Below are 17,132 nucleotides of genomic sequence, written 5' to 3'. Positions count from 1 at the left end.
GTGGTGAAACTCGTGGGCGTGTCTGGTTTTCCACTCGTACATCTGTTCGGCTATTGTCCACAGCTAGGTGCTCATCCACAGGTTGCGGCCCGTCGGCTGTTTTCTGTCGGACCCAGCGCCTAGCGTGACCCGGGTGACGAGAAGCTCGGCCAGGACGCCTGGGAAGTCGGCGAACGTAGGGGTGGCAGCAATGGCGGCAGTGCCAGACAAGGAAAAGGCGCTCGATCTGGCGCTGGCTCAGATCGACAAACAGTTCGGCAAGGGCTCGGTGATGCGGCTGGGCGAGCGGCCGGTGATCCAGACCGCAGTGATCCCCACCGGCTCCATCGCGCTCGACGTTGCACTCGGCGTCGGCGGCCTGCCCCGGGGTCGGGTGGTCGAGGTCTACGGCCCGGAGAGCAGCGGTAAGACCACGGTCGCCCTGCACGCGGTGGCCAACGCCCAGCGTTCCGGCGGCATCGCGGCGTTCATCGACGCCGAGCACGCGCTCGACCCTGACTACGCCAGGGCGCTCGGCGTGGACACCGACGCCATGCTGGTCTCCCAGCCGGACACCGGTGAGCAGGCGCTGGAGATCGCCGACATGCTGATCCGCTCCGGCGCGCTGGACATTATCGTGATCGACTCGGTCGCGGCCCTGGTGCCCCGTGCCGAGATCGAGGGCGAGATGGGGGACAGCCACGTCGGTCTGCAGGCCCGGCTGATGAGCCAGGCGCTGCGCAAGATCACCGGTGTGCTGAACAGCACCGGCACCACCGCGATCTTCATCAACCAGCTGCGGGAGAAGATCGGCGTGATGTTCGGCTCGCCGGAGACCACCACCGGTGGCCGGGCGCTGAAGTTCTACGCCTCGGTGCGGCTCGACGTGCGACGGATCGAGAGCCTCAAGGACGGCACCGACGTGGTCGGCAACCGGACCCGGGTCAAGGTCGTCAAGAACAAGGTCTCCGCGCCGTTCAAGCAGGCCGAGTTCGACATCATGTACGGCAAGGGCATCTCCCGGGAGGGCTCGCTGATCGACGTCGGCGTCGAGCAGTCGATCATCCGCAAGTCCGGTGCCTGGTACACCTACGAGGGCGACCAACTCGGTCAGGGCAAGGAGAAGGCCCGGGAGTTCCTCCGGGAGAATCCGGACGTGGCGGCTGAGATCGAGAAGAAGATCCTGGAGAAGCTCGGCGTCGGCGCGCTCGGTGCCGACGAGGCCGGCGGGCCCGAGCTGCCGCCGGTCGACTTCTGATCCGGATGGCCGGGCGACGACGCGGCGCACGGACGGGCCGGGGCTGGGATGCGGCTCCGCCCCGTCCACGCGCCTCCCGTGCCGGCCGCAGCCGGCCGGCCGACCCCACCGCCGGGTTCGCAGACCCCACCGCTGAGCGCGACGGCCGCACCACCGGGTCCGCCGCGGTCGGCGGTGGGCAGCCGGTGGACGAGGCGCAGCAGGCCCGCGACATCTGTCTGCGACAGCTCGCCGTCCGCCCTCGGACTCGGGCGGAGCTCGCCGCAGTGCTGCGGCGACGCGGCATCTCCGAGGCCACGGCCAGTTCGGTCCTCGACCGGTACGACGAGGTCGGGATGATCGATGACGCGGCGTTCGCCCAAGCCTGGGTGACCAGCCGGCACCACGGTCGAGGGCTGGCCCGGCGCAACCTCGCCGCCGAGTTGCGTCAGCGTGGCGTGGATCCACAGACTGCCCGGGACGCGCTGGACGGGCTGGACGAGTCGACCGAGCGGGCCACCGCGACGGAGCTCGTCGAGCGCAAGCTGCGTACCGCCCGGGGTGCTCCGGACGTGGTGTTCCGACGGTTGGTCGCGATGCTTGCCCGCAAGGGTTACTCGGCGGGGGTAGCTGTGCCGGTGGTCCGGGAGGCACTGGCCGTCCGGTCCGCCGAGGCCGCCCAGTTCACCGACACGGTGGATGCCGAGGCACTGATCGGCGAGGTTCCCGACCCGGATGCTGAGTAGCCCTGGTCCACCTGACGGGACACCATCCCCTGCGGGATGCGCCAAATTTCCGACTCATCCCGGCGCGTCCTGAGCGCGATATGCTGCCTGTGAGTGGGCCGATGCCCTACGTTCCGTTGTCGGTCTGATCATGACTTCTTGACCGAACGGCCCCTCGCGACCTAGCCTCGCGTTACAGACGAACAACCGACCCGTCGCAGGCTAACCGCACAACATAGATCGCATAACAGTACGGCATCACTTCGCAGCAGCAGTTCAGTAGCCAGACATGCCGCAACCGGACAGGCCGGTCCGGCGGCGACAGCACGCACAACGGCCGCTTTCGCCGTGATCGTGCCCGCACCCACGTCGGTGCTGTCTGGTCGTTGGTCAGCCGCCACGGTCGGGTGTTCCCATAGCCGTGGCCGGCGCCGGAGCGAGAAGCCTCCGGGAAGGCCGACGGCGGACTGGAGGCGGTCGTGGCGCAGCGCAGGAAGCCGGCGGGACACGCGAGTGTCGGTAGGCTCGGAGGGTCGGCATGACCGGGCTGGAGTGGATGCTCTTCGCCGCGGTCGTCGTGCTCGCCGGCCTGGTGCTCGCCGGCCTCGCGCTCGGTGCCCGCACGCTGCGCCGGCTCACCACACCGGCGGCCGCGACGCCGGTTGAGGAGGACCCGGCTTTCGTCGCCGCCCGCGACCGGCAGGAACGCTCCCTCGCCGCGCTGCGTACCGCGGCCGACGAGGCGTCCTCCGCCGTCGAGCAGGCCAAGGCCGCCGCCGCTGCGGCCCGTACCGACGCCGCCGCCGCCAAGGCCGAAGCGACCGCCGCCCGGGCCGAGGCCCGTCGAGTGCTCGACGCCGCCCGGGCCGAGGCGGACACCATCCTGGAGCGGGCCCACCGGCAGGCCGAGACCGAAGCCGAGCAGGTCCGGGCAGCGGCCCGGCGCAGCGGCGAGCGGGAGATCGCGATGCTCTCCCGGGCCGTCAAGGAGCAGTCCGCCGAGCTGGACCGGCGCGGCCAGCGGATGGACGAGCGGGAACGTCAGCACGCCGAGGAAGCCGACCGGGTCGCCGAGCGGGACCGCCGGTTGACTGCCACCGCCGCCGAACTCGCCGAGCGCAAGGCAGCCCTGGCCGCCCGGGAGGCGGACCTGACGGCCGCCGAGGAGCGATGGCAGCGCGAGCTGGAGCGGGTCGCCGGGCTGACCGCCGAGGCGGCCCGGGGTGAGCTCGTTGAAGCGATCGAGGGCCAGGCCAAACGGGAGGCGGCAATCCTGGTCCGCGACATCGAGGCCGACGCCCGCAACACCGCTGACCAGCGGGCCCGGCACATCGTGGTGGACGCCATCCAGCGGGTCGCCAGCGAACAGACCGCGGAGAGCGTGGTCAGCGTCCTGCATCTGCCCGGCGACGAGATGAAGGGCCGGATCATCGGGCGCGAAGGCCGCAACATCCGGGCGTTCGAGTCCGTCACCGGGGTCAATTTGATCATCGACGACACACCCGAGGCGGTCCTGCTGTCCTGCTTCGACCCGGTACGCCGGGAGACCGGCCGGCTCACCCTGGAGAAACTGGTGCTCGACGGCCGGATTCATCCGCACCGGATCGAGGAGGTCTTCGAGACCGCCCGGCAGGAGGTGGAGCAGCTGTGCCACCGGGCTGCCGAGGAGGCGCTCGTCGACGTCGGCATCACCGAGATCCACCCTGAGCTGGCCACCCTGCTGGGCCGGCTGCGCTACCGGACCTCGTACGGCCAGAACGTGCTCAAGCATCTGGTGGAGACCGCGCACATCGCCGGGGTGATGGCCGCCGAGCTGCGTCTGGACGTCCCGCTGATCAAGCGGTGCGCGTTCCTGCACGACATCGGCAAGGCGCTCACCCACGAGGTCGAGGGCAGTCATGCGCTGATCGGCGCCGACCTGGCCCGCAAGTACGGCGAATCCGAAGAGGTGGTGCACGCTATCGAGGCACACCACAACGAGGTGCCGCCGCAGACCGTCGAGGCGGTGCTCACCCAGGCCTCCGACGCGTGCTCCGGTGGTCGTCCCGGCGCGCGGCGGGAAAGCCTGGAGGCGTACGTCAAGCGGCTGGAGCGAATCGAGGAGATCGCCGCCGGCAAGATCGGCGTGGAGAAGGTCTTCGCCATGCAGGCCGGCCGGGAGATCCGGGTGATGGTCAAGCCGGACGACGTGGACGACATCGGTGCCGCGGTGCTGGCCCGCGACGTGGCCAAGCAGATCGAGGAGGAGCTGACCTACCCGGGGCAGATCCGGGTGACCGTGGTCCGCGAGTCCCGGGTCACCGAGATCGCCCGTTGACCGGCCGGACGGCCGGTCAACGGGCGGGCCGTCCGGTTAGCTGCTGCCTGACGTAGCCGTGCCGCCGGTGGTGGCGCTGCCGCCGGTGCCGGCCGCAGTCTGTTGGCCGGCCACCGTCGACGCCGGTGCCGCCGGCGGCTGGGGTGTGGCGCTGGTCCGCCGGCCCTGAGCCAGCCGCCGCTGCACCGACTCGGCGAGCTTGGACAGCGCGTAGTTGACCGCGATGAACAGCACCCCGATCACCAGATACACCTGGATCGGGTTACGCAGGTTCTGGATGATCGTCCGGCCGACCAGCAGCGTCTCCTGGTAGCCGATGATGAAGCCCAACGAGGTGTCCTTGAGCACCACGATCAGCTGGCTGATCAGAGCCGGCAGCATGATCCGGAACGCCTGTGGCAGCAGGATCATCCGGGTGGTCTGGAACGACGTCAGCCCGATCGCGGCGGCCGACTCGCGCTGCCCCGACGGCAGACCCTCCATCCCGGAGCGCAGGATCTCGGCGATCACCACGCCGTTGTAGATGGTCAGACCCAGCACCAGGTACGGCAGCATCTCGTGGCCGAACGGGAGGACGATCTCCAGGCCGAGGTCCGGCAGGCCCCGGGCGACGAAGAAGATCGTGATCACCACCGGCAGGCCGCGGAACACCTCGACGCAGAACCGGGTCACCAGGTTCAGCAGCCAGCTCAGCGCCCGCAACGCCAGCGCGAACGAGGTGGCGAGCCCGGTGAACCGGCGGCGCAGCAGCGCCTTCAGCTGGATCCGCAGCACCGCCAGCGCGGTGCCGAACAGCAACGACAGCGCGATCGCCAGGCCGGCGGCGGTCAGCGTGGCGGTGACCCCCTCGCCGAGCAGTGTCCAGACCTGACCGAACACCTCGTTGCCGGGGTCGATCAGTGGACCCCACTTCTCCATGGTGAACTGTTCGCGTTCGGCCAGCGGCCGGTAGACCAGGAAGTACCCGGCGGTGACGGCGGCGAGGGCCGACAGCACGCTGACGATCAGCGTGACCCGTCGGGCCCGTGGTCCGGGGGCGTCGTACAACACGCTCTGCTGCTGGCTCATGGCGTGGTTCCTCCGGTGACGGCTGCGGCGCTCGCGGGGGACGGGGCGGTCATCTGGCCACCGCCCGGTGGGCCTCGACCCGGTCGAGCAGCAGCCCGAGCGGCACGGTCATGATCAGGAAGCCGATCGAGATGCCGACGAAGACCGGGATGATCGGCTCGCCGAGGGCGCTGGTCAGGTTCTGCGCCGAGTTGGACAGGTCACCGACCACCCCGAAGAAGCCGGCCAGCGCCGAATTCTTGATCATGGCGATGATGACGCTGCCCAGCGGGACGATCGCGGCCTTCCACGCCTGGGGGAGTACCACGTACCGCAGGTTCTGGGTGAAGGTCAGGCCGATCGCGCGGGCGGCCTCCGCCTGACCGGGCGGCACCGCGTTGATCCCGCTGCGGATCGCCTCGCAGACGAACGCACCGGTGTAGACGCTCAGCGCGATGATCGCGAACCGGAAGTACGGCAGGTCGATGCCGAGCCGGCTGAACACGATGCTCAGCCCGGGGATCCGCAGGAAGTCGGCGTTCGACCCGAGTGCGGGCAACCCGAAGGCCGAGAAGAACATCACGACGGTCAGCGGCACGTTGCGCAGCACCGTCACGTACGCCCCGCCGAGCCAGCGTAGCGGCGGCACCGGTGAGATCCGCAGGATCGCGACGAGCGTGCCGATCAGCAGCGCGCCGGTCGCGGACAGCAGACACAGCTGCAGGGTGAGCCAGAAACCTCCGACGAAGACGTCGAAGTGGTCGACGAGCACTCTCACACGAAAGACCCTTCTGCGAACCGTCCACCTGGGCGACCGGCCGGCCCGGAGCTGACTGCGCCGGGCCGGCCGGGATCGATCAGGGGCGACCTTCGACGGTCAGTAGCGGTCGACCGCGGGACCGGTCGGGGTGTTGTCGTCGAAGGCACCTGCGGTGGACTCCCACGCCGCGGCGTACGAGCCGTCGTCGTAGATCTTCTCCAGGGTGTCGTTGATGAAGTCGCGGAACGCGTCGTCGCCCTTCTTCACCCCGATGCCGTACGGCTCCTCGGTGAACTGCTCACCGGCCAGCTTGAAGTCGCCCTCGTTGTCGGCGATGAAGCCGAGCAGGATCACGTTGTCCGTGGTGACCGCGTCGACCTGACCGCCGCGCAGCGCGTCCACACACTTCTCGTAGACGTCGAAGAGCACCAGCTGCTCGCCGACATCCGCCAGGTACTCCTGGATGTTCTCCGCCGGCGTCGAACCCTGCACCGAGCAGATCTTCTTGTCCCCGGCCTCGAACGACTCCGGCCCGGTGATCGACTCGTCGTCGGCGCGGACCATGATGTGCTGGCCGGCGACGTAGTACGGGCCGGCGAAGTCGATCCGCTCCTTGCGGGTGGGGTTGATCGTGTAAGTGGCAACCACGATGTCGACCCGGTCCTGCTCCAGCAGCTCCTCGCGGACCGCGGACGGCGCCTCGACGTACTCGATGTCGTCGGCGGCGATGCCCAGCTCGGCCGCGATCAGCTTGGCGATCTCGACGTCGAAGCCGGCCGGCTCACCGTCGAGGCCCAGCTTACCGAAGCCGGGCTGGTCGAACTTGGTGCCGACGGTCATGGTGCCGGCCTCGCTCAGCTCGGCCATCGTGGTACCGGCCTCGAAGCTCGGCGTCGCCACGTCGGGGTTCTCACTGCCGGAGCCGTCCCCGCCGCTGTCGCCGCAGGCCGCCATGGACACCGCCAACGCGGCAGTTGCGGCTACCGCCGCCATACGTGACATACGCATTGCTCAGTTTTCTCCTTCACGATGGGAAGCCCGCCGGGTCGCGGCCGACTCCACGTTGGATGAAACTCGTCCTCGAGCGGGATGTCAGTGGGTGAGGATCTTGGACAGGAAGTCCTTCGCCCGGTCGCTGCGCGGGTTGGTGAAGAACTCGGTGGGCGGGGCGTCCTCGACCAGCTGCCCGTCGGCCATGAAGATGACCCGGTTCGCGGCGTGCCGGGCGAAGCCCATCTCATGGGTGACGACGACCATCGTCATCCCCTCGGCTGCCAGCGAGGTCATCACGTCCAGCACCTCGCCGACCATTTCCGGGTCGAGCGCGCTGGTCGGCTCGTCGAACAGCATCGCCTTGGGCTGCATCGCCAACGCCCGGGCGATCGCCGCCCGCTGCTGCTGACCGCCGGAGAGCTGGGCCGGGAACTTGTCCGCCTGGTTGGCGATGCCAACCCGGTCGAGCAGTTGCAGTGCCCGCTCACGGACCACCGACGCCTTCTCCCGGCGTACCTTCATCGGGCCGAGCGTGACGTTGTCCAGGATCGTCCGGTGCGCGAACAGGTTGAACGACTGGAACACCATGCCGACCTCGCTGCGCAGCCGGGCCAGGGCCCGGCCCTCCGCCGGCAGTGGTCGGCCGTCGAACAGGATGGTCCCGGAGCTGATCGGCTCCAGACGGTTGATCGCGCGGCACAGAGTGGACTTGCCGGAGCCGGACGGCCCGATCACCACCACCACTTCACCACGGTCGACCGAGAGGTCGACGTCCTGGAGCACGTGCAGTGGACCGAACCACTTGTTGACTCCGCTGAGCACGATCAGCGGCTCACTGGTTGTCACCGTCATGCACCGTCCCTGTCCATGCACCGTCCTAGTCGTCACGATCGGTCGAGGTCACCTCACGTGGTCCCGCCACTTTAGGCGGCGTGATGTGTCGGAAGGCAACTCAAATGGTCACGGAGCGGTAACACAGCCCACGTGCCGGCTGCTGTCCGGGCAACATGATCGTATGGCGATTGCACCGTTCTGCACCACGCTGTGGAACTGGTCCGTCGACGGACCGCTCGCCCCAGGTCAGATCCGAGCCACCCTCGCGGCCATCATCGGTCGTCCGGTGGTGTCGCTGGGTGGGGCTTCGGCGGAGCGGTTCCCCGACGGCGTGGTGCTCTGCGACGTCTGGGACGGGGCCGGGGACTTCCCGGTGAACGTCGACTGCTACGCCGCACCGGTCGACCCGCCGGAGCACCGGGTCCTCGCCGCGTTCGCCCGCCGGACCGGACGTCGCTGCGTACTCGCCGACGACACGCTGGACGCGACCCGCCACCTGCTGGTGTCCCCGGACGGCACGGTCCGTCCGGTGCACCTGGACATCGAACCGACCAGCGTCGGTGACCGCCGCACCAACCTGCGGCTGTGCAGCCTGACCGACCCCGGCTGCCGGGCCGGGTTGTTCTGCGGCGGCTCGCGGTGGGGGCCCGACTCGGTGGCTCCGACACTCGCCGCGTGATCCCGGCGGCGGGCGGCCGGCTACGCTGTCTGATGTCATGACTACCAGCGCAGCACACGCCCGCCACCCACGTACCTACCAGGTGCGCACCTACGGCTGCCAGATGAACGTGCACGACTCCGAACGGATCTCCGGCCTGCTGGAATCGGCCGGCTACGTCCGGGCGGGGGAGTCCGACGATCCGGACGTCGTCGTCTTCAACACCTGCGCGGTGCGGGAGAACGCCGACAACCGGCTGTACGGCAACCTCGGTCACCTGCGACCGGTCAAGGAGAAGCGGCCGCAGATGCAGATCGCGGTCGGCGGCTGCCTGGCGCAGAAGGACCGGGGCGAGATCGTCCGCCGGGCCCCCTGGGTCGACGTCGTCTTCGGCACGCACAACATCGGTGCGCTGCCGACCCTGCTGGACCGGGCCCGGCACAACTCCGCCGCCGAGGTGGAGATCCTCGAGTCGCTGGAGGTCTTCCCCTCCACCCTGCCGACCCGGCGGGAGTCGACCTACGCCGGCTGGGTGTCGATCTCCGTCGGCTGCAACAACACCTGCACCTTCTGCATCGTGCCGTCGCTGCGCGGCCGGGAGAAGGACCGTCGGCCCGGCGACGTCCTCGCCGAGGTACGGGCCCTGGTCGACGAGGGTGTGCTGGAGGTCACCCTGCTCGGCCAGAACGTCAACTCCTACGGTGTCGAGTTCGGTGACCGGTTCGCGTTCGGCAAACTGCTGCGCGCCTGCGGCGGGATCGACGGGCTGGAACGGGTCCGGTTCACCAGCCCGCACCCGAAGGACTTCACCGACGACGTGATCGCCGCGATGGCCGAGACCGACAACGTCTGCCACTCGCTGCACATGCCGCTGCAGTCCGGTTCGGACGCCGTACTGCGGGCGATGCGCCGCTCCTACCGCGCCGACCGCTACCTCGGCATCATCGACAAGGTGCGGGCGGCGATGCCGGACGCGGCGATCACCACCGACATCATCGTCGGTTTCCCCGGTGAGACCGACGCCGACTTCGAACGCACCCTCGACGTGGTACGGGCCGCCCGGTTCTCCTCGGCGTTCACCTTCCAGTACTCGAAACGCCCCGGCACCCCGGCCGCCGAGATGCCCGGCCAGTTGCCGAAGCCGGTGGTGCAGGAGCGCTACGACCGGCTGATCGCCTGTCTGGAGGAGATCACCTGGGCGGAGAACCGTCGGCTGCTCGGCCGGACGGTCGAGGTGCTGGTCGCGGTCGGCGAGGGCCGCAAGGACGGGCGGACCGGGCGGCTGTCCGGCCGGGCCCGGGACGGCCGGCTGGTGCACTTCGACGCCGGCCCGCTCGCCGGGCGCATCCGTCCCGGTGACCTCGTCGAGGTGGTCGTCAGCTACGCGGCTCCGCACCATCTCAACGCCGACGGCGAGCCGGTCGCCCACCGCCGGACCCGGGCCGGCGACGCCTACGAGGCAGGGCGGACACCGCGTACCGGCGGGGTGCTGCTGGGGCTGCCGACGGTGGGTGCACCACCTCCGGCGACACTGGCCACCTCGGCCTGCGACCGCTGAACCCTGTCAGCCGCGTCTGACCCGGGTGCCGTCAGCTGCTGATCCGGCACCGCGCCGTCTCCCGGCCGCACCACGCGGCCGGGAGACGGACGTCATCGGGTCAGAGGCCGATCTTGCCGGCGCCGGCGCCGTTCGTGACGACGGACTTCACCTGGCTGGCGGTGGTCAACGAGTAGGAGTACGGGATGCTCGCGACCCCGCCGGCGGTTTCCGGGGTGCCGGAGTTCACGAAGTGGTTGTTGCGGGCGACGAGGGTGCCCGGGTCCGACGCGGCGTAGCCGACGTGCGTCGGGTCGTCGACGTTCTCGAAGTAGTTGCCTTCGACGAGAACGCCGGCGTCCATGGTGGAGGCGACACCGTAGTCGTTGTCGTAGTAGTAGTTGTTGAACACGTGTACCGGGTTGCCGAACCGGACCCGCGGATGCCGGGAACCGGAGCCGTCGAACCAGTTGTGGTGGTAGGTGACCCGCAGGTGACCGCGGTCCTGGCTGGCGTTGTTGTCCGAGTGGCCGAGCAGCATCGACTTGCTGTGGTTGAAGACGCGGTTCCACGACACCGTGATGTAGTCGGAACCGCGCTTGATGTCCACGGCTCCGTCGTACCCGTTGGTGAAGCTGTTGTGGTCGACCCAGACGTTGGTGGACTCGGTCTGGACGTTGATGGCGTCGTCATTCCAGTTGCGGAAGTTGATGTTGCGGATGATCACGTTTCGCTGGTTGCTGATGTTGAATCCGCAGCCGGAGATCGTGGCTGAGGAGCCGACGCCGACGATCGTCTTGTTGCTACCGACGTTCAGCATGCCGGAGCAGGAGATGGTCCCGGACACCCGGATGACGGCGGAGCCGGATCCGCTGATCGCCGAGGACAGCGCCGAGGAACTGGTGACGGTGGTCGGGGAAGCGTTGCCGCCACCGGTGGTGCCGCCGTTCTGGGTGGCCCAGCCGACCAGGCCGGTCGGCGTCTGGCCGGGTGGCGGTGTGGTCGGGTTGGGCGGTGGTGTGGTCGGGTTGGGTGGCGGTGTGGTCGGGTTGGTGCCACCGGTGCAGGCCACGCCGTTCAGGCTGAAACTGCTCGGTGCCGGGTTGGACGAGTTGTTCCACGACCCGTTGAAGCCGAACGAGACGCTCGCGTTCGAACTGAGGTTGCCGTTGTAGCTCACATTGCGAGCGGTGACGGAGCTCCCGCTCTGTGAGATGTCGGCGTTCCACGCCTGAACGACCTCTTGGCCGGCGCCAAAGGTCCACTGCAGGGACCAGGACGACATCGCGTCGCCGAGGTTGGTGAGGACGACGTTGCCGGTGAAACCGCCCGGCCACTGGGAGGCGACCGAGTAGTCGACTCGGCAGCCGGTAGCGGCGTGGGCGGTGCTTGCGCTGACGACCGTGGCACCGGTGAGGGCGACGGCAGCGACCGCAGTGGTGGCCAGCGCCGTGCGGCGCCGTGCTGCGTGCATTGAGATCTCCTTACGGCATGGCGGGGTGCGTCGCCGGTGGGAGAGCCAGCCCGGTTGGCTCGCAGGTGCGGGTGCTGGCGGTGCACCACGCCGTGGGTATTACAGGACGGATCCCGCTGGACAGGCGGGGAAGCGCTTTCCTTAGCGAAACATAGAAGTATCGCGATGTCAAAGGGGTGTGTCATGAGTAGGCGGTAGGGCGACTGGCCTCCGCAGGGGCCGGCTACCCGGAGAGCGGGGTCGCCGGCTGCCCGTCAAGATCACCAGCGGCATCGGCCGCCGGCCGCTGATGTTCCTGGCGGCCGGCGGCTCCCGGGGGCATCCGCCGTCGAGTTCGCGGTCGGATCCCGCCGGTGTCTTGTCAGTGCTCTTCGGTCGGCTGCCCGGTTGGCGCTACTTGGCCTGCTCCGCGAGTGCCAGGAACTGCCGCTTGCCGGCAAGTGCCTTCTCCGCCTCGCGGATCCGCTTGGCGTCACCGGCCGCCCGCGCCCGCTCCAGCCGCTGCTCGGCCTCGGCGACCTGCTCGCGCATCTGAGTCAACAGGGGATTGGCCGACGGCTCGGTACGCCGCCACGCCGAGTCCATCGTTTCCCGTACCCGGTCCTCGACTGCTCGCAGTCGACGGTCCAGCCCCGACGTCGACTCGCGTGGCACCCGGCCGATGTCATGCCACTGGCCCTGCACCTCACGCAGCTTCGCCTGCGCGGTACGCGGATCCGCGTCGATGTCGACGGCCTCCAGTTCGGTCAGCAGCGCCTGCTTGCGCTCCAGATTGGCGCGCTGCTCGGCGTCGCGGGCCGAGAAGACCTCGCTGCGGCGGGTGAAGAAGGTGTCCTGGGCCGAACGGAACCGTTCCCACAGCTTCTGCTCCGCCTCCTTCGAGGCGCGTGGGGCGGACTTCCACTCGGCCATCAGCTCCTTGAGCCGGCTCGCGGTGCTGGCCCAGTCGGTCGACTCGGCCAGCGTCTCGGCCTCGGCGACCAGCTCGTTTTTCGCCGACTGGGCCTGCTTGCGCTGCGCGTCGAGGGTGGCGAAGTGCGCGCCCCGCCGACGGGTGAACCCGTCCCGGGCGGCGGCGAACCGCTTCCACAGCTCCCCGTCGGTCTTCTTGTCGACGCCGCGGATCGTCTTCCACTCGTCGAGAATCTCCCGGAACCGGTCACCGGCACTCTTCCACCCGGTCGACTCGGCCGCGAGCTGTTCGGCCTCGACCACCAGCTCGGTCTTGCGGGCCAGCGCGGCGGCACGGGCGGCGTCCCGGGCCGCTCTGGCCTGCGCTGCCTTGTCCTCGGCAAGGGTCGCCAGCTTGTCCAGCCGGTCGGCCAGCGAATCGAGGTCGCCGACCACATGGGCCTCGGCCAGTGATCCGCGCAGTCGTCGGATCGTGCTGAGCGAATGCGTCGCGTCGGCGGCACCGGACTGTAACCGGGCCTCCGTCAAGTCGACCTCGGTCACCAGGTCGGCGAACCGGCGGGCGAAGTGCGCCAGGCCTTCCTCCGGCGCTCCAGCCTGCCAGGATCCGACCGCGCGCTCCCCTTCGGCAGTCTTGACGTAGACCGTGCCGTCCGCATCAACCCGTCCGAAGGAAGTCCAGTCGCTCATGTGCCCATCCTCGTTCTCCCGGCGTCGCAGGATCGAGATGTCCCGATGGACGCCGCCACGGCGCAGTTAGGTTGCGGGTAAGTTTCCCCCGCGCATTGTCACAGGTCCAACCCTGCCTGCGTCGAGCGCCTGTCGCCGACCGTGACCATACGGTGTCCTTGTCGGTGGTTGGCCCACGAGTCGGTGCCAAAGGGGCCAAATTCCGACACTCAAGGTGACCGGTTGGCTGCGTGGAGCGACAGGACTGCGGGCTACCGTGGACGCCGTGCCCCCGCTGCGCGTCGCCTTCTGCCCACACCCGCCGGTGATCGTTCCCGAACTGGCCGGTGGGGCCGCCGCCGAGCTCGACGAGCTGCGGTGCGCCGCCACCGCCGCCGTCCGGTCACTGGTCGACTGCCCCGCCGAGCGAATCGTGGTCATCGGCACCGACGATCCGTCGATGGTTCCCGATCCGTCCACCGAACCCGATCCGTCGATAGTTCCCGATCCGATGGAGCGGATCTGGCGGCCACCGCTGTCCGCCAGCTTCCGACCCTGGGGGGCGGCGGTCGAGGTACCCCTGGGCACGTCCCTGAACCCGGCGGCCGCCGTCGTCGACGCCGTACCCGCCCCCGACGCCACGTCGACCGGTGCCGGCCGCCGCTTGCCGCTGAGCCTGACCGTCGCGGCGTGGTTGCTCGCCCGCGCCGACGTCGACCCCGCCCGTACGGCGGTCGAGATGGTCGCGGTCCCCGCCGGTTCGCCACCCGAACAGTGCCTACGGCGCGGGCGGCTGCTCGCCGGGTCCGCAGCGGCGGGACCCCGGACCGCCGACCGACCGTGGGCGGCCCTGGTGATGGGGGACGGCTCCGCCTGCCGGGGCCTCGCCTCACCCGGCTACCAGGACGACCGGGCGGAACCCTTCGACGACGAGGTCGCCGCCGCCCTCGCTACCGCCGACCACCGGAGACTCGCCCGTCTGGACCCGGCTCTGGCCGGCGCACTGCGGGTCGCCGGCCGGGCCGCCTGGCAGGTGGCCGCCAGCGCGGCGACTGCTGGTGCCGGTGCGGCGTCCGCTGACGCTGATGCCGCCGGTGCGGCGGCCGGCGACGTGACCGACTGGACCGGCCGGCTCACCTACTACGCCGCACCGTACGGCGTCGCGTACTTTGTCGCCTCGTGGCACCGGAACTGACCAACGGCCGCGGCACCGGGCCGCGCCGACCCGCGTCGATCCGCCCGGACCGAGTGGTGGCGGTGATCGGCCCGACCGCGGCCGGCAAGTCCGCGCTGAGCATCACCCTCGCCCAGCAACTCGGCGCCGAGGTGGTCAACGCCGACTCGATGCAGTTGTACCAGGGGCTGGACATCGGCACCGCCAAGCTCACCATCGACGAACGGGCCGGCGTACCGCACCACCTGCTCGACATCTGGCCGGTCACCGCGCCAGCCAGCGTCGCGGAGTACCAGCGGCTGGCCCGCGCCGCCATCGACGACATCCTGCGTCGGGGGCGCCTGCCGCTGCTGGTCGGCGGCTCCGGCCTGTACGTGCGGGCGGTGCTGGAGAGATTTGACTTTCCCGGCACTGACCCGGCGCTGCGCGACCGGCTCGAAGCCGAACTCGCCGAGACCGGCCCGGCTCCGCTGCACGCCCGGCTGGCCGCCGCCGACCCGGCGGCCGCCGCCGCGATCCTGCCCGGGAACGGGCGGCGGATCGTTCGGGCGCTGGAGGTGATCGAGCTGACCGGGCGGCCGTTCACCGCTACCCTGCCGGAACCGGTGCCCCACTACGACGCCGTGCAACTCGGTGTCGACCTGCCCACCGAACAGCTCGACGACCGGATCGCCCGCCGGGTGGACCGGATGTGGGAGCAGGGCCTGGTAGCCGAGGTCCACGCGCTGCTCGGGCAGGGCCTGCGGGACGGCCGTACGGCCAGCCGGGCGCTCGGGTACCAGCAGGTGCTCCGGATGCTCGACGGCGAGTACGACGACGAGCAGGCCCGTGGGGACACGGTACGGGCGACCCGCCGGTTCGTCCGCCGGCAACGTTCCTGGTTCCGCCGCGACGCCCGGGTGCGCTGGCTCGACGGCGCAGATCCGGACCTGGTTCGGGCGGCGCACGCCGCGTTGCGCGCTCCGCAGCGCTGAGCGGTGCCGGCTCTGCGCCAACCGCGGACTGGCCGCCGCCAGCCGCCCAGGGTCAGTTGTCGGCCGCCGCCGACCGTTGCTGGATGGTCGGTACACCGGCCGGGGCGGTGGACACGGCCGGCTGCGCGGCGACGGCCGTCTGCGCGGCCGCTTCCGAGGCCTGCGCCGCGGCTCGGACCGCAGCGGCCACCGCCGGCGCCACCCGGGGATCGAACACGCTCGGCACGATCACCGTCGGGTTGATCCGCTCCTCGCCGACCACGTCCGCGATGGCCCGCGCTGCCGCCAACGCCATGTCGTCGGTGAACGACTCCGCGTGCGCGTCGAGCATGCCACGGAACACACCCGGGAACGCCAGCACGTTGTTGATCTGGTTCGGCTGATCGGAACGCCCCGTCGCGACGACCGCCGCGTGCCGGCGGGCCTCGCGTGGGTCGACCTCGGGGTCCGGGTTCGCCAACGCGAACACGATCGAGTTCGGTGCCATGGTGGCGATGTCGTCACCGGTCAGCAGGTTCGGCGCGCTCACCCCGATGAACACGTCCGCGCCGCGCAGCGCGCCGGGCAGATCCCCGGCGTACCCGGTCGAGTTGGTGTGCTCGGCCAGCCACTGCCAGGTGGGGTTCAACCCGCTCAGCCCTCGATGCAGTGCGCCCGGTCGGTCGTAGGCGATGACGTCCCCGACGCCCTGACGCAGCAGCAGCTTGATGATGGCGGTGCCGGCCGCGCCCGCCCCGGAGACCACCACCCGTACGTCGCTGAGCTGCTTGCCGACCACCCGCAGCGCGTTGGTCAGCGCGGCCAGCACGCAGATCGCCGTGCCGTGCTGGTCGTCGTGGAAGACCGGGATGTCGAGCAGCTTCCGCAGCTTCGACTCGATCTCGAAGCAGCGCGGCGCGGCGATGTCCTCCAGGTTGATCCCGCCGTAGCCGGGGGCGATGGCCCGTACGATCGAGACGATCTCGTCCGGATCCTGGGTGTCCAGCACCACTGGCCAGGCATCGACGTCACCGAACCGCTTGAACAGCGCCGCCTTGCCCTCCATCACGGGCAGCGCGGCCGCCGGACCGAGATTGCCCAGCCCGAGCACGGCCGAACCGTCGGTCACCACCGCCACGGTGTTGCGCTTTATGGTGAGCCGGCGCGCGTCGGCCGGATTGTCGGCGATCGCCAGGCATACCCGCGCCACCCCCGGCGTGTACGCCCGGGACAGCTCGTCTCGGTTACGTAGCGACACCTTCGGGGCCACCTCGATCTTGCCGCCCAGATGCAGCAGGAACGTCCGGTCTGACACCTTGCGGACCTCGACGCCGTCGAGCGCCTCGAGCTCCTTGACCACGTCGTCGGCGTGCGCCGCGTCGGCCGTGTCGCAGGTCAGGTCAACCACCACGCTGACCGGGTCGGAGTCGACCACGTCGAGCGCGGTGACGATGGCACCGGCCTCGCCGACACAGGTGGTCAACCGGCCGATCGCCGACGCGTCGGCGGGAATGCTGATCCGGATGGTGATGGAGAAGCCGGCACTGGGCAGGCGGGTGGTCGCCACGGGATCCCTCCGTCGTTGGTGGGGGCGGCCGGACCGGGCCGCTGCACCATTCTTGCGCGTGATCCGCGCCGCGCCCGCTCCACCCCGCGTACGGCGTGCCGGAGCCGTTCAGCAGCAGGTCACGGCGGCGGTCATCCGGTCCGGAGTCGGCCGCGATCCGGCCCGGTCCCGGCCATGTGGGTAGCCCGCGTCCTGATATGTAGGTGCGGCGCGGCCGTCGGCGTGTCACGATCGAATCCTGAGGAGGCAGCTTTTGCGTACATATCGTGCCGAGGAGACGGTCCACCCGCCGTTCC

At 70.1% G+C, this 17,132-nt stretch carries 13 protein-coding genes and 1 pseudogene; 7 read left to right on the top strand and 7 right to left on the bottom strand.

Going from position 1 to position 17,132, the window contains the following annotated elements; genetic code table 11:
• The first annotated feature begins 190 nt into the window (after window positions 1-190).
• From recA to rny, 3 genes are all read left to right on the top strand, one after another.
• Window positions 191-1,237 (top strand): recombinase RecA, encoded by a 1,047-nt coding sequence (gene recA, locus O7543_RS10390; protein ID WP_278168039.1) that lies wholly within the window; start codon window positions 191-193, stop codon window positions 1,235-1,237.
• A 5-nt stretch (window positions 1,238-1,242) separates the two neighbouring features.
• Window positions 1,243-1,962: a regulatory protein RecX gene (locus tag O7543_RS10385; protein WP_281554020.1), complete on the top strand. Its 720-nt coding sequence runs from the start codon at window positions 1,243-1,245 to the stop codon at window positions 1,960-1,962.
• Between the two features lie 517 nt (window positions 1,963-2,479).
• A complete protein-coding gene (gene rny, locus O7543_RS10380) occupies window positions 2,480-4,258 on the top strand; it encodes a ribonuclease Y (protein WP_281554021.1) in 1,779 nt (592 codons plus the stop codon).
• 36 nt (window positions 4,259-4,294) lie between these two features.
• Here rny and O7543_RS10375 read toward each other — a convergent pair whose 3' ends face one another.
• The 4 genes from O7543_RS10375 to O7543_RS10360 form a co-directional block, all read right to left on the bottom strand.
• Entirely contained in the window at window positions 4,295-5,326 is a 1,032-nt protein-coding gene (locus O7543_RS10375; RefSeq protein WP_281554022.1) for an amino acid ABC transporter permease, read from the bottom strand.
• Between the two features lie 49 nt (window positions 5,327-5,375).
• A complete protein-coding gene (locus O7543_RS10370; protein ID WP_281554023.1) occupies window positions 5,376-6,083 on the bottom strand; it encodes an amino acid ABC transporter permease in 708 nt (235 codons plus the stop codon).
• 99 nt (window positions 6,084-6,182) lie between these two features.
• Complete coding sequence (locus tag O7543_RS10365) at window positions 6,183-7,073, bottom strand: glutamate ABC transporter substrate-binding protein (protein WP_281554024.1); 891 nt, start codon at window positions 7,071-7,073, stop codon at window positions 6,183-6,185.
• Window positions 7,074-7,157: 84 nt separating this feature from the next.
• Window positions 7,158-7,910 (bottom strand): amino acid ABC transporter ATP-binding protein, encoded by a 753-nt coding sequence (locus O7543_RS10360; protein WP_281554025.1) that lies wholly within the window; start codon window positions 7,908-7,910, stop codon window positions 7,158-7,160.
• 163 nt (window positions 7,911-8,073) lie between these two features.
• Here O7543_RS10360 and O7543_RS10355 point away from each other — a divergent pair, with 163 nt between their 5' ends.
• Complete coding sequence (locus O7543_RS10355; protein WP_281554026.1) at window positions 8,074-8,571, top strand: hypothetical protein; 498 nt, start codon at window positions 8,074-8,076, stop codon at window positions 8,569-8,571.
• Window positions 8,572-8,608: 37 nt separating this feature from the next.
• Entirely contained in the window at window positions 8,609-10,108 is a 1,500-nt protein-coding gene (gene miaB / locus O7543_RS10350) for a tRNA (N6-isopentenyl adenosine(37)-C2)-methylthiotransferase MiaB (protein ID WP_281554027.1), read from the top strand.
• A 100-nt stretch (window positions 10,109-10,208) separates the two neighbouring features.
• Here the strand turns inward: miaB and O7543_RS10345 are convergent, their stop codons facing one another.
• Both O7543_RS10345 and O7543_RS10340 read right to left on the bottom strand, forming a co-directional pair.
• Window positions 10,209-11,561: a cellulose binding domain-containing protein gene (locus O7543_RS10345; protein WP_281554028.1), complete on the bottom strand. Its 1,353-nt coding sequence runs from the start codon at window positions 11,559-11,561 to the stop codon at window positions 10,209-10,211.
• Window positions 11,562-11,954: 393 nt separating this feature from the next.
• On the bottom strand, window positions 11,955-13,163 hold the full coding sequence (locus O7543_RS10340) for a DUF349 domain-containing protein (protein WP_281554029.1): 1,209 nt from the start codon (window positions 13,161-13,163) through the stop codon (window positions 11,955-11,957).
• 265 nt (window positions 13,164-13,428) lie between these two features.
• Here O7543_RS10340 and O7543_RS10335 point away from each other — a divergent pair, with 265 nt between their 5' ends.
• Together O7543_RS10335 and miaA are read left to right on the top strand one after the other, a co-directional pair.
• Window positions 13,429-14,337: a hypothetical protein gene (locus O7543_RS10335; protein ID WP_348650092.1), complete on the top strand. Its 909-nt coding sequence runs from the start codon at window positions 13,429-13,431 to the stop codon at window positions 14,335-14,337.
• Window positions 14,334-15,290 carry a tRNA (adenosine(37)-N6)-dimethylallyltransferase MiaA gene (gene miaA / locus O7543_RS10330; protein WP_281555507.1) on the top strand — a complete coding sequence of 319 codons (957 nt, stop codon included), beginning with the start codon at window positions 14,334-14,336 and terminating at the stop codon, window positions 15,288-15,290. The genes O7543_RS10335 and miaA overlap by 4 nt, the downstream gene beginning before the upstream one ends.
• A 160-nt stretch (window positions 15,291-15,450) precedes the next feature.
• Here the strand turns inward: miaA and O7543_RS10325 are convergent.
• Window positions 15,451-16,836: pseudogene (locus tag O7543_RS10325) on the bottom strand (NAD-dependent malic enzyme); the annotation flags it as partial.
• Window positions 16,837-17,132 lie beyond the last annotated feature (296 nt).

It is taken from the genome of Solwaraspora sp. WMMA2080 (assembly GCF_027497395.1).
In the GTDB taxonomy this organism is placed as follows: Bacteria; Actinomycetota; Actinomycetes; order Mycobacteriales; family Micromonosporaceae; genus Micromonospora_E.
The sequence above is the reverse complement of the archived record's forward strand: the minus strand, read 5'-3'. Positions and strand labels throughout refer to the sequence as shown.

Coding starts and splice junctions, on each gene's coding strand:
- recA (WP_278168039.1), top strand. CDS start 191: ATGGCGGCAGTGCCAGACAAGGAAAAGGCGCTCGATCTGGCGCTGGCT.
- O7543_RS10385 (WP_281554020.1), top strand. CDS start 1,243: ATGGCCGGGCGACGACGCGGCGCACGGACGGGCCGGGGCTGGGATGCG.
- rny (WP_281554021.1), top strand. CDS start 2,480: ATGACCGGGCTGGAGTGGATGCTCTTCGCCGCGGTCGTCGTGCTCGCC.
- O7543_RS10375 (WP_281554022.1), bottom strand. CDS start 5,326: ATGAGCCAGCAGCAGAGCGTGTTGTACGACGCCCCCGGACCACGGGCC.
- O7543_RS10365 (WP_281554024.1), bottom strand. CDS start 7,073: ATGCGTATGTCACGTATGGCGGCGGTAGCCGCAACTGCCGCGTTGGCG.
- O7543_RS10360 (WP_281554025.1), bottom strand. CDS start 7,910: ATGACGGTGACAACCAGTGAGCCGCTGATCGTGCTCAGCGGAGTCAAC.
- O7543_RS10355 (WP_281554026.1), top strand. CDS start 8,074: ATGGCGATTGCACCGTTCTGCACCACGCTGTGGAACTGGTCCGTCGAC.
- miaB (WP_281554027.1), top strand. CDS start 8,609: ATGACTACCAGCGCAGCACACGCCCGCCACCCACGTACCTACCAGGTG.
- O7543_RS10345 (WP_281554028.1), bottom strand. CDS start 11,561: ATGCACGCAGCACGGCGCCGCACGGCGCTGGCCACCACTGCGGTCGCT.
- O7543_RS10340 (WP_281554029.1), bottom strand. CDS start 13,163: ATGAGCGACTGGACTTCCTTCGGACGGGTTGATGCGGACGGCACGGTC.